Origin of the sequence: uncultured Halorubrum sp. (genome assembly GCF_937146585.1) — an archaeon.
Taxonomy (GTDB): Archaea; Halobacteriota; Halobacteria; order Halobacteriales; family Haloferacaceae; genus Halorubrum; species Halorubrum miltondacostae.
The window spans coordinates 1-11,545 of sequence record NZ_CAKZRO010000065.1 but is presented as its reverse complement, the minus strand read 5'-3'; the positions used below and the strand labels follow the sequence as shown (position 1 = coordinate 11,545).

Sequence of the window (11,545 nt, the reverse complement as noted above, 5' to 3'; positions counted from 1 at the left end):
GTATGCAGACCCACATCGTTCCGGTCGGGTTCGACTACGACCGGATGATCGCCCCCCTCATCCGGGACCAGTTCGACGTGGACCGGGTGATCCTCTTGGAGGGGACGGTCGGGAGCGAGGCCAACGTCGAGTACTCGCGGAACATCGCGCGCAAACTGGAACAGGACTTCCGGAACCTGCTCGGCGCGGAGACGGTCCGCGAGCGGCTGGACGACGTGTACGACTACGACGCCGCCTTCGAGCGCGCGTTCGACCTCATCAACGCCGAGCTGGACCGGAACGGCGGGGGCGACGCGGCGGCCGACGACGGCGGCACGGGCGACGACGCCGGCGACGGCCCGCCGGACGAGCGCGAGGTGTGGGTGAACCTCTGTTCGATGCCCCGCCCCGTCTCGTTCGCGTTCGCGACCGCGGCCCACTCGATCATGGTCGAGCGGCAGACCGACCGCGACCGAATCCACACCTACTACACGGCCCCCGAGAAGTACCTGGAGACCGAGCTCGCCGAGGAGCTGCGCGCGACGCGGGACCTCCTGCGCGACCTCGACGACGGGAGCGACGCCGAGGCGCTGGCGGACGCCGGCGTCGACCCCGAGCGCGTCGCGGACCGGCTGACGAGCACGACGGACCTCCTCGCGGAGTTCGACGAGCGCGGGACCACCATCGGCGCGAAGCGCATCGGCGACCGCCACGTGATCGAGCTGCCCGTGGCCTCCTTCCAGAACGTCAAGCCGTTCGAGGAGCTGGTGCTCTTCACCCTCGGCGAGCACGGCGAGTTCGAGTCCGTCTCGGAGCTGGCCGAGACGCTCGCGGCCGAGCTCAACGAGGAGTACACGGACTCGTTCCGCTCGAAGGTGATCTACAACGTCGACCGGCTCGGCCCCGGCGGCAAGGGGTACATCGAGCGCGAGGAGCACGGCAAGTCCTACCGGACGAGCCTCTCGCGGATCGGGCGGCTGTGGGTCCGCGCGCACGCCGACGAGGACCGCGACGTGCGCTAGGCCGGTCGGCCGCGTCGCGGACCGCGTTGTTCGATCGATCACTTCTCGCTCGCCGACTGTCGCGACCCGCCCGTTTATCAGGATGGAACCGGGAGCGTTAGGGGATGAGTTCGGGCGGCGGTTCCGGCGCGAACGGGCCGGACGAGCGCGGAGACGGCGGACCGGAGAGCGGCGCGAACGAGTTCGACTTCGCGGCGCCCGCGACCGACCAGTCGTTCGAGAACGCGCTCGCGAAGGCCCGCGACGGGGTCCGCCTCACCGTCGACGACGCGACCGAGCTGCTCGCGACCGGCACGGCGTCCGAGGGGATCGACCCCGTCCGCAAGGAGGCGGTGTTGGAGGCCGCCGACCGGCGGCGGCGCGAGGAGGTGGGCGACGAGGTCACCTTCGTCGCCAACCTCAACAACAACGTCACCACGGCGTGCAACACCGGCTGCCTGTTCTGTAACTTCAAGGACTCCGCGCACGCGTTCGAGGCCGACAGCGACGTCGAGCACGCGGGGTTCACCAAGCCGCCCGCGGAGTCGCGCGCGATCGTCGAGGACGCCCTCGACATGGGAGTCTACGAGGTGTGCTCCGTCTCGGGGCTCCACCCCGCGTTCGCGCTGAACGAGGAGCACCACGAGGTCCTCGCGGCCCGCGACGACCCCGCGAGCGAGGTGAACTACAAGCCGCCGGAGACGTACGCGACCGACCCGGGCACCTACGTCGAGCAGATTGAGGCGATGTCGGTCGGCGGCGTCCACCTCCACTCGATGACCCCGGAGGAGGCGTACCACGCCTCGCGCGGCACCGACTGGGAGTACGAGGAGGTGTACCGCGAGCTGGCGGCCGCGGGGCTCGACTCCGCGCCGGGCACCGCGGCCGAGATCCTCGTCGACGAGGTCCGCGACGTGATCTGCCCGGGGAAGATCCGCACCGACGATTGGGTCGCGGCGATGGAGGGCGCGGTCGCCGCCGGCCTCGACGTCACCTCGACGATGATGTACGGCCACGTCGAGACGGTGGCGCACCGCGCGCAGCACCTGAAGGTGATCCGCGACCTCCAGGACCGCACCGGCGGGATCACGGAGTTCGTCCCCCTCTCTTTCATCCACCAGAACACCCCGCTCTACCGGCGGGGCGTCGTCGACTCCGGCCCCTCTCGTGCCGAGGACGAGCTCGTGGTCGCGGTCGCGCGGCTCTTCTTGGACAACGTCGACCACGTCCAGGCGTCGTGGGTGAAGTCGGGCGACGCCCACGGGCTCAAGCTGCTCAACTGCGGCGCGGACGACTTCATGGGGACCATCCTCTCGGAGGAGATCACCAGCCGCGCGGGCGGCGAGTACGGCGAGTACCGCTCGTTCGACGACTACGTCGAGATGATCACGGCGATCGGCCGGACCCCGGTCGAGCGCTCGACCGACTACCGGACCCGCCGCCGGATCGACCCCGACGACGGACCGCACGGCCCGCGGCTCGGCCCGCGCGCCGATGGGACCCCGCTGCTATCGGACCGCGGCCCTGGCGGCGGCGCGGCTGGGTCACCCCCGGCCGACGCCGACGACTGAGTCCGCGTCGCCGGCCGCGCCTCCGCCGAACAGATCTGTTCGACCCCGAACACGTTCCGTCCGCCCGTCGGCGACTCTCACCGAATGAGAACCCCCGGTACGCCCTTTATTATGTCACACGTCACCACGTGTGAGATGACCGCACCCGACGCACAGCCGGCCGACCGGTCGGGGGAGCGCGACGGCGGCGACCGCGGGGAGAGCCCGGACGCGCCGTCGCTCACGCGCTCCGACGAGCGGCTGTTGGCGTACCTCGACGACGTGGGGACGGACTACCCGGCGTTCGTCGCGAGCAACACGGGGCTGTACGCCGACCACGTCGAGTCGCGGCTGGAGGCGCTCGCGGCCGCGGGGCTCGTCGAGCGGGTGACCGGGGAGGCCGTCTACCGCCTCACCGACGCGGGGCGGTCGGCGCTCCGCGACGACTGTCCGCGCTGGTCGGACTGAAGGAGTAGTGAGCGGCAGGCCGCACCGAGCCGTCTCCGTCTATCGGCCGAGCTCCTCGTGCGCCGACGAGAGGTGTCGCGAGCCGAGCGCCGCGAGCAGGTTCAGCTCGCCCGCGAGCGCGCAGACCGCGATCGACTCCGCGAGCGCGTCGGCGTTGCTGCCGGCGGGGTCGCCGCCGCCCGCGACGCCGAGGATCTCCAGGCTCGCCTGCTGGGTCGGGAGCTTCGTCCCGCCGCCGACGGTCCCCACCTCGAGGCTCGCCAGCGAGACGGAGACGTAGAGGTCGCCGTCGTCGGTCGTCTCGGCGGTCGTGATCGCGTTCGCGCCCTCGACGACCTGTGCCTCGTCCTGCCCGGTGGCGAGGAACATCGCCGCGACCGCGTTGGCGACGTGGGCGTTGAAGCCGAGCGCGCCCGCCTTCGCGGAGCCGACGAGGTTCTTCCGCGTGTTGAGCTCCGCGACCGCTTCGGGAGTCGTGCGGAGGCGGTCCTCGACGACCTCGCGGGGGATCGTCGCGTCCGCGACGACCGAGCGCCCGCGGCCCTCAACGGCGTTGATCGCGGCGGGCTTCTTGTCGGAGCACAGGTTGCCCGAGAGCGCGACGAGCGAGGCGTCCGTCTCCGCCTCGACCACGTCGCAGGCCTCCCGCGTCGCGATGGTGGCCATGTTCATCCCCATCGCGTCCTTCGTGTCGTAGCGGAACCGCAGGAACACGTTGTTGCCGACGACGTACGGCGTCACGTCGAGCAGTTCGCCGTGGCTCGTCGTCGACTCCGCCGCCTCGGCGAGCGCGGGCTCGTTGTCGCGGACCCAGGCGACGAGCGCCTCGGCCTCGGCGACGTCCGCGACCCGGAAGACGGGGGCCCGGGTCATCCCGCTCTTCGTCACCCGCGCGGTCGCGCCGCCGCCGGCCTCGATGGCGGAGCAGCCGCGGTTGATCGACGCGACCAAGGCCCCCTCGGTGGTCGCCAGCGGGAGGTAGCGCTCGGCGGACTCCGCGCCGCCGTCGACGGTCACCGGGCCGGCGACGCCGACCGGCACCTGGACCCCGCCGAGGGTGTTCTCGATGTTCGAGCCGTGGACCGCCTCGGCGTCGAAGGCGTACTCGCCGAGCGGGTCGAGGTCGGCGTCGGTCGCCTCCGCGACGAGCAGCCGGCGCGCGGCGGTCGCGGCGTCGGCGTCGGCGTGGTCTTCCAGCTCGTGGAAGCGGAGGTCGCCGTCGCGGACCCGGGTCGCGAGGTCCGCGGGAGTCGGTTGCGACATGCCGCCCTCTCCTCGCGGCGGGCGCTAATTACTGTCGGTTCCGGGGCCCTCGGCGGTCGGACCCGCGGCGTTCGGAGGCCGCGTCGTCGGGAAAATCGACCGCCTACCGGCCGACGAAGCCGGAGAGCCGCTCGCGGAGCGACTCGCCGCCGAGCTTGAGGTAGTAGGCGTCGCCGCCGTCCTCGTAGTAGTCGTCGATGCGGCGGATCACCTCGAAGCCGAGGTGTTCGTAGAAGCCGAGCGCCTGCCGATTGGTCGTGCGCGCGTGGCAGGTGACCGACCGGTGGTCCTCGGCGACGTCGGCGACGAGCCGCTCGGCGTAGCCGCGGCCGCGGTGGTCGGGGTGGACGGCGAGGAAGAGGATGTAGCCGTCGCGCCGGACCGAGGCGAACGCGACGAGCCGGTCGTTCTCGACGAGCAGGTGGGCGGTGGACCGGCGATACGCGTCGACGAAGAAACCGCGTCGCTGTCGGAGGACGCCCTCCGCGGACCGAATCTGCTCTTTGAGCTCCCACGCGGCGGTCGAGTAGTCGGACTCGCCGGGCGGGTCGGTCCGCTTTTCGACGTTGACGCTCACTGCGATGACCTAACACGCCAGCGGAATATAACTCCACCGCCAGCGGGGCCGGCGCGGTCGGAGGCCCGCTCTCCGCGGGTCTACACGCGGCCGGCAGATCCACGCCGACGCGGGGCGAGCGTCCGACGGAAACGTTTTGTCGCGGTCGCGCGTGGTCGCCATCAATGGCCGACGAGTCATCGTGGGTCGCACTGCTCCGACGGGCGTTCCTCACCGGCGTCGCCGTCGTCGTCCCCGCGGTCATCACGCTGGCCGTCCTCGCGTTCGCCTTCAACGCGGTGTACGACTACCTCGACGTGTTCTCGTCGGCGGTGGTCGCCGTGACGCCGGGGGACGGACTCCCGGTGATCGGCGCGGTCTCCCGCGAGACCGCGATCGAGATCGCGACGCCGGTCGTGTTCGTGGCCACGATCCTCCTCTTGGGCGCCGGCGTCGAGTCCTCGCGGTACGGCGAGCGCGCGGTCGACTACGTCGACGACGCGGTCGAGCGGGTCCCGGGCGTCGGCTCCGTCTACCAGGGGTTCCGCCAGATGAGCGACGCGATGCTCGACTCGGACGGCGGCAACTTCCGCGAGGTCGTCCTCGTGGAGTTCCCGACGGAGGACACCTACACGCTCGCGTTCGTCACGAGCGAGACGCCCGACGTCATCGCGGACCACGCGGACAGCGAGGGGGAGGGGATGCGGACGCTGTTCATGCCGATGGCCCCGAACCCGGTGATGGGCGGCCACGTCGTCTTCGTCCCCGACCGCCGGGTCGTCGACGTCGAACTGACCGTCGACGAGGGGATCCGCGCGCTGGTGACGAGCGGGGTGGCGCTAGAGGAGGTCGCGGCCGACCTCGACGACGTCGACCCGGAGGACCTCCGCGCCGAGGCGCCGGAGCGGACCATCGACGCCCGGTTCCCGGCCGACGAGCGACCGGAGAGCGCGGAGGAGCCCCGCGACGGGACCGGCGACGACGCGGGGGGCGGCGGGCGATGAGCTACGAGCTGCGCGACCACACCGCCGACGTCGCCGTCGAGGCGACGGCCGACACGCTCGCGGCGCTGTTCGCGGCGGTCGCGGAGGGGCTCACCGCCGCGAGCGCGGAGTCCGTGCCGGCGACGGGCGGGGACCGGTTCGAGGTCGAAGTCACCGCCGAGAGCCGGGAGGCCCTGCTGTTCGACTACCTCGACCGGCTGATCTACGAGCGCGACGTGCGCCTCGTCCTCCCGGCCGACCATCGCTGTACGGTCGCCGAACCAAGCGGGGCGGACTGGGCAGACGAGCCCGACGACCCTGACGCCTGGCGGCTCGCGGCCAGCGCGCGCGGCGTCCCGCTCGACGTGGTGGCCGCCCGTGAGATCAAGGCCGTCACGTACTCCGAGATGGCGCTCGAACGCCGCGGAAACGGGTGGCGCGCGTACGTCGTGTTCGACGTGTGAGCCCGTGAGACCCCGGCCCGGAGCCAGTCGTGAGGAACCATTATGTTTATCGAGTCCGTTGCTAACGTATGTCACACTCAGAACGGAGCGGCGGGAGCGAGCGGACGGTCGCGAAGCGGCGGTGGCGCGCCGGAGCGGTCGGCGGGCTCGTCGCCGGCGTGGCGATGGGCGCCGTGTTACACTTCGGGCTCGGACTCATGCCGACGATCGGCGCGCTGGTCGGCGTCGAGACGGTCGGCGCCGGCTGGGGAGTCCACCTGTTCAACAGCACCCTGTTCGGCGCGCTGTTCGTCGCCGTCTTCGACCGCCCATTCTTCGCGGAGCTGCGCGGGGACGTCGGCGGCTGCCTCTCCTTGGGCGTCGTCCACTCCGCGCTGCTCGGCGTGCTCACCGGCGGCCTGCTGTTGCCGGCCGCCATCGCGATCGAGGGCGCGACCGCGCTGCCGGTGCCGACGCTCCCGGTGCCGGGCCTGACGGCCAGCTTCGAGTTCGGCGCGGTCATCGCGGTCGCGCACCTGCTGTACGGGCTCGTCCTCGGTCGAGTCTTCGCCGCGTTCACGCTCGCCGACGGCGCGATCGACTGGCTCCCGATCGACCCGCTCGACCAGTGAGCGGTCGCAGTCGGACGACCGGCGTCGACCGCGAGGGACTCGCCCGCGGCGCCGCCCGCTGACGCAACGCCCTTGCCTCCCCGCGTCGAACGCCGGGTATGACCACGCGCGAGTTCGACGGGATCCGGCTGGAGAAGGTGCGCGAGCACGTCTGGGAGATCCCCCGCGAGGGCGAGATGAACGTCCCGGCGCGGGTCCTCGCCAGCGAGTCGCTGCTCGAGGCGATCGGCGACGACGACTCGCTCCAGCAGCTGAAGAACGCCACCCACCTGCCCGGGATGGTCGAGCCCGCGCTCTGTATGCCCGACGGCCACCAGGGGTACGGCTTCCCCGTCGGCGGCGTCGGCGCGATCGACGCCCGGACCGGCTGTATCTCGCCCGGCGCGGTCGGCTACGACATCAACTGCGGCGTCCGGATGGTGCGGACGAATCTCACCTACGACGACGTGCGCGGCCGGGAGTCCGAGCTCGTCGACGCGCTGTTCGAGGCGGTCCCCTCCGGGCTCGGCGGCGGCGGCGTCGTCAAGGGAACCGCCGACGCCGTCGAGGGCGCGCTCGAACGCGGCGTCGAGTGGGCGGTCGAGGCGGGCTACGGGATCGAGAGCGACCTCGCGCACTGCGAGGACGAGGGGCGACGCCCCGACGCGCGCCCGGAGTACGTCTCCCAGAAGGCGATGGACCGCGGGCGCAACCAGATGGGGTCGCTCGGCTCGGGCAACCACTTCCTCGAGGTCCAGCGCGTCACCGACGTGTTCCGCGGGGACGTCGCCGAGGCGTACGGCCTCGAGGAGGACGGCATCGTCGTCCTGATCCACTGCGGGAGCCGCGGGCTCGGCCACCAGACCTGTAACGACTACCTCCGCCGGATCGAGCAGGAGCACGGCGACCTGCTCGCCGACCTGCCCGACAAGGAGCTCGCGGCCGCGCCCGCCGGCTCCGAGCTGGCCGAGGAGTACTACGGCGCGATGGGCGCCTGTATCAACTTCGCGTGGGTGAACCGCCAGCTGATCACCCACCAGGTCCGCGAGACGTTCGGCGACGTGTTCGACGCCGACCCGATCGGCGACCTCGGGATGGAGCTGCTGTACGACGTGGCGCACAACATCGCGAAGAAGGAGACCCACGAGGTCGGCGTCGACGCCGAGGGACGCCCCGCCGTCGGCGACGCGGCCGTCGACCGCGCCGAGCGCGAGCTGTACGTCCACCGCAAGGGCGCGACGCGGGCGTTCCCCGCCGGCAACGAGGACGTGCCGGAGACGTACCGCGAGGTCGGCCAGCCCGTCATCATCCCCGGCAGCATGGGCGCGGGCTCGTACGTCCTGCGGGGCGGCGACGAGTCGATGGGCGTCTCGTTCGGTTCGACCGCCCACGGCGCGGGACGGCTGATGAGCCGCACGCAGGCGAAACAGGAGTTCTGGGGCGGCGACGTCCAAGACGACCTCGAGGACGGCCAGCAGATCTACGTGAAGGCGCAGTCCGGGGCCACCATCGCGGAGGAGGCCCCCGGCGTCTACAAGGACATCGACGAGGTGATCCGCGTGAGCGACGAGCTCGGCATCGGCGACAAGGTCGCCCGCACGTTCCCCGTCTGTAACATCAAGGGGTGAAGGCGGGCGCGGACCCGAAGCGACCGATCCCCGCCGCGCCTTTGTCTCCGCGAGCCCTCTGACGACGCGATGGCAGATCCTCCGGAGCCGCATCCCGTGGCGTCGCTGCGCGACCCCGAGGCGCTGCTCGACCGGGACGCGGTGCGGGTCGAGCGCGTCGCGAGAACGCTCGACGCCGACCGCTACGAGGCGCGGCGCGAGCGGTACGACGACATCGACGGCGTCGTCCAGATCGGCCTGACCGACGGCGACGGCCGCGTGCTGCTACAGGACTGGAACGGGACGGGCGGGTGGGCGCCGCCGGGCGGGACCGTCGACCCGGAAGCGGACTGGGCGGCCGCGGCGCGCCGGAGCGCCGAGCGGTTGACCGGCGTCTCCGTCGCGGTCGACGGGGCGGTCCTCGTCGAAGACCTGCGGTTCGAACGACGGGATGGCTCGGCCTCGTTCTCCGCGTACGGCGTCTCCTTCGTCTGCTCGCTGGCGGAGCCCGCGCCGTCGTTCCGCGAGGACCCCGCCGTCGCGCCAGAGAGCCGGTTCGCCGAGGGGGACGCCGAGCTCGCGTGGGCCTCGACGGTTCCCGACGGGACGATCGAGAACCACGTCGACCACGTCGACCTGTTCCTCCGGTACACTGGCGGGGACGGGGACGACTGAGCGCCGGCCGCCCCGCCGGTCCCTCAGCGCTCTCGCTTCGCCTCCCGGCCGAGGTGGTCCTCGACGGCGTCGACCTTCCGCGCCGCGGTCTCGTCGCTCGTCCGCTTGTCGTCGATCTTCAGCACCGTCGAGACGCGGTCGCCGTCGACGGCGTCGTGGGCGGCCGCGGCGGCCGCGAACAGCGTCTCGGCGTCGTCGGCCTCGATCACGGTCCCCATCGGGTTCGTCTCGTAGCTCACGTCGAACTCGTCGAGCGCGGCGACCGCCTTCGCCACCTCCTCGGACATGCTCTCCTCGATCACCGGGGCGACGCTCAGCATCGCGATGGCTGTCATGGACGGAGGTGCGCCGCGGACTCACTTAAGCGGTCGCGGGAGCGGCGACTTCCGGATCCGACCCTCACCGGAGCGACCTACTCCAGCGCGTCGCGGAGGAAGGAGAGCTGGTGGCCGATCGCGCCCTCGAAGTCGTCGCCGAGCACCGAGAAGTGGTCCGCGGGCATCGTGACGACCGTCCCGCGCGAGAGGCGCTCGCCGGCGTCGGCGACCGACTCCGCGTCGACGATGGCGTCGTCGGTCCCCGCCAGCAGCAGGGTCGGCGCGCCGATCTCGTCGAGCCGCGTCACCGGGCGGTAGCCGACGAGCCCCAGCAGCGACCGCGCGGGCGTCTCGTTGCGCCACGCCGACTCGCGGTCGACGAGGTCGATGTACTTCCGCTTCGTCCCCGGCTCGGTGATCGCCGCGCGCTCGGCCGCGTCGCCCGCGATGGGGACGGTCCGCCCGCGACCGATCCGGTGGCCGATCAGGTCGCGGAGCCCCGTCACGCCGGCGCGGACGAGGTACCCGCCGCCGCGCCGCGTCGCGATGGCCCGCCCGTCGAGCATCGGGACCACGCCGACGACGGCGTCGACGTCGCGGCGCTCGGCGGCGAGCGTGAGCACGTGCGCGGCCGACAGCGACGCGCCCCACAAGACGAGGTCGTCGCCCGCCTCGTCGAGGCGGTCCGCGCGGTCGATCGCGGCCTCGTACGCCGCGCGCTGGCGGGCGAGGTCGACCGCCTGCGAGTCGCCGTCCGAGTCGCCGAACTCCGGGTGGTCGAAGAGGAGGGCGGCGTACCCCGCGTCGGCGAACCGCTCCGCGACGGCGGGGTAGCCGAAGGTCCGCTCCGCGCCGAGCCCGGGGGCCATCACGACGACCGGAGGGTCGTCGGCGTCGCCGCTCGGGAGGTACAGCGTGCCGCGACAGGTCGCGCCGTCGGCGTCGAACGCGACCGCGCGGGTGGCGAACCGCTCGCGGGCCGGCCGCGCGATGCGGCGCTGCGCCCGGTTGACGGGGTTCCGGCGGGTCACCGGTCGCCCCCCGAGTCGGTCTCGTCGGCGTCCGCGTCGTCGGGGGCCTCCGAGTCGGGTCCCGCGTCCGGTTCGTGGCTGACGGTCTCCAACACCCGGCTCGAGAACTCGGTCTCGGAGATCTCGTAGCGCGCGAGCGCCTCGAACCACTCGGCCTCGGCGTGCCAGGTGCCGAGGACGTCGCCCGGGGAGCGCACGACGGTCCCCTCGACGCGGACGGGCTCCCACTCGTCGGCCTCCGCGCGGTCGATGAGCGCGTTGAGCGCGCGTCCGATCTCGCCGCGGTGGACCTCGCGGCCGGGGAAGGCGGTCATGTACGTCAGCTCCAGCGGGTCGTCACCGTCGATCGATTCGACGCTGACGCCGTAGCTCCTGAGTTCCGGCTCCAGATCGGCCGTCCGCTCGTCGCCGGTCATACCCGATCCGTCGGCAGGGCGGGATAAATCGGTACCGGCACGCGGCGGCGCCGTGACTGGCCGAGCGACGAGTCGACGAAAGCCGCGGACGGGGTGCGGCCGCCGTGTGGCGGCCGCCGATAGGTTGTCAGAGGCACACGATTAACCCGCGCGGCCAGTTAGCGCTAATCCGCGGAGTGACATAAACGCTCGGGCCGGCCATCATTTATGCTGCTTCCGTCCGTATACAGGAGTATATGCTCACCGCGGCCGCGACGGCGCTGGCGCGAACCGACGACGCCGTCGGCGTCGCTCTCGTCGGCGGCGCAGTGACCCTGCTCGCGTGGGTCCTGACGCCGCTGTGGCTGTTCGGCGTCCTCTTCGTCAGCCCGCTCGTCGCCGTCGCGGCCCCCGTCGCGCTCGCGCCGTCGCTCGTCGCGCGCGGCTACTTCGTCCGCGTGACGCGCAGCGCGATCCAGACCGGAGACGCGGGCGGCGCGCCGTCGCTCGTCGCCTGGGGAGAGCTGGTCCGGGACGGGATCAAGTCGGCGCTGTTGTCCGCGGCGCTGCTCGCGCCGCTCGCGGGCGGCCTCGCGGTCGCGGTCGGCGTCGTCGCCGCGCTCGTCGCCGGCCCGGCCGACCAGGGAGCGGCCGCGGCGACGGTCG

The 11,545-nt window shown here is 72.4% G+C and carries 14 protein-coding genes; 9 read left to right on the top strand and 5 right to left on the bottom strand.

Going from position 1 to position 11,545, the window contains the following annotated elements; all coding sequences use genetic code 11:
* The first annotated feature begins 2 nt into the window (after positions 1–2).
* The 3 genes from Q0116_RS05905 to Q0116_RS05895 all read left to right on the top strand — a co-directional run bounded on the left by Q0116_RS05905 (position 3) and on the right by Q0116_RS05895 (position 2,998).
* Positions 3–1,001 carry a DUF6293 family protein gene (locus Q0116_RS05905; RefSeq protein ID WP_297886419.1) on the top strand — a complete coding sequence of 333 codons (999 nt, stop codon included), beginning with the start codon at positions 3–5 and terminating at the stop codon, positions 999–1,001.
* A gap of 104 nt (positions 1,002–1,105) precedes the next feature.
* Positions 1,106–2,551, top strand: coding sequence for a 7,8-didemethyl-8-hydroxy-5-deazariboflavin synthase subunit CofH (gene cofH, locus Q0116_RS05900; protein ID WP_297886418.1), 1,446 nt, complete (start codon positions 1,106–1,108; stop codon positions 2,549–2,551).
* 135 nt (positions 2,552–2,686) lie between these two features.
* On the top strand, positions 2,687–2,998 hold the full coding sequence (locus tag Q0116_RS05895; RefSeq protein ID WP_297886417.1) for a DUF2250 domain-containing protein: 312 nt from the start codon (positions 2,687–2,689) through the stop codon (positions 2,996–2,998).
* 39 nt (positions 2,999–3,037) lie between these two features.
* On the opposite strand, the gene hmgA is transcribed toward Q0116_RS05895, so the two are convergent.
* On the bottom strand, positions 3,038–4,261 hold the full coding sequence (gene hmgA, locus Q0116_RS05890; RefSeq protein ID WP_297886416.1) for a hydroxymethylglutaryl-CoA reductase (NADPH): 1,224 nt from the start codon (positions 4,259–4,261) through the stop codon (positions 3,038–3,040).
* A 103-nt stretch (positions 4,262–4,364) separates the two neighbouring features.
* Entirely contained in the window at positions 4,365–4,838 is a 474-nt protein-coding gene (locus tag Q0116_RS05885) for a GNAT family N-acetyltransferase (protein WP_297886415.1), read from the bottom strand.
* Positions 4,839–5,002: 164 nt separating this feature from the next.
* Here Q0116_RS05885 and Q0116_RS05880 point away from each other — a divergent pair, with 164 nt between their 5' ends.
* The 5 genes from Q0116_RS05880 to Q0116_RS05860 all read left to right on the top strand — a co-directional run bounded on the left by Q0116_RS05880 (position 5,003) and on the right by Q0116_RS05860 (position 9,136).
* Positions 5,003–5,821 carry a DUF502 domain-containing protein gene (locus Q0116_RS05880; RefSeq protein ID WP_297886414.1) on the top strand — a complete coding sequence of 273 codons (819 nt, stop codon included), beginning with the start codon at positions 5,003–5,005 and terminating at the stop codon, positions 5,819–5,821.
* A complete protein-coding gene (locus tag Q0116_RS05875; protein WP_297886413.1) occupies positions 5,818–6,264 on the top strand; it encodes an archease in 447 nt (148 codons plus the stop codon). Before Q0116_RS05880 ends, Q0116_RS05875 begins: the two co-directional genes overlap by 4 nt.
* Before the next feature lie 68 nt (positions 6,265–6,332).
* Entirely contained in the window at positions 6,333–6,875 is a 543-nt protein-coding gene (locus tag Q0116_RS05870) for a hypothetical protein (protein ID WP_297886412.1), read from the top strand.
* A 98-nt stretch (positions 6,876–6,973) separates the two neighbouring features.
* On the top strand, positions 6,974–8,482 hold the full coding sequence (locus tag Q0116_RS05865; RefSeq protein ID WP_297886411.1) for an RtcB family protein: 1,509 nt from the start codon (positions 6,974–6,976) through the stop codon (positions 8,480–8,482).
* 69 nt (positions 8,483–8,551) lie between these two features.
* Entirely contained in the window at positions 8,552–9,136 is a 585-nt protein-coding gene (locus tag Q0116_RS05860; RefSeq protein WP_297886410.1) for an NUDIX domain-containing protein, read from the top strand.
* Between the two features lie 23 nt (positions 9,137–9,159).
* Here Q0116_RS05860 and Q0116_RS05855 read toward each other — a convergent pair whose 3' ends face one another.
* From Q0116_RS05855 to Q0116_RS05845, 3 genes are all read right to left on the bottom strand, one after another.
* A complete protein-coding gene (locus Q0116_RS05855) occupies positions 9,160–9,471 on the bottom strand; it encodes an MTH1187 family thiamine-binding protein (protein WP_297886409.1) in 312 nt (103 codons plus the stop codon).
* 77 nt (positions 9,472–9,548) lie between these two features.
* The gene (locus Q0116_RS05850) at positions 9,549–10,484 is read right to left on the bottom strand and encodes an alpha/beta hydrolase (RefSeq protein ID WP_297886408.1); all 936 of its coding nucleotides are present in this window, start codon (positions 10,482–10,484) and stop codon (positions 9,549–9,551) included.
* The gene (locus Q0116_RS05845; RefSeq protein ID WP_297886407.1) at positions 10,481–10,900 is read right to left on the bottom strand and encodes a hypothetical protein; all 420 of its coding nucleotides are present in this window, start codon (positions 10,898–10,900) and stop codon (positions 10,481–10,483) included. The genes Q0116_RS05850 and Q0116_RS05845 overlap by 4 nt, the downstream gene beginning before the upstream one ends.
* A 236-nt stretch (positions 10,901–11,136) precedes the next feature.
* On the opposite strand from Q0116_RS05845, the gene Q0116_RS05840 reads away from it, so the two are divergent.
* Positions 11,137–11,545 (top strand): DUF4013 domain-containing protein (locus tag Q0116_RS05840; protein WP_297886406.1); only part of this gene is annotated, 409 nt, incomplete at its 3' end.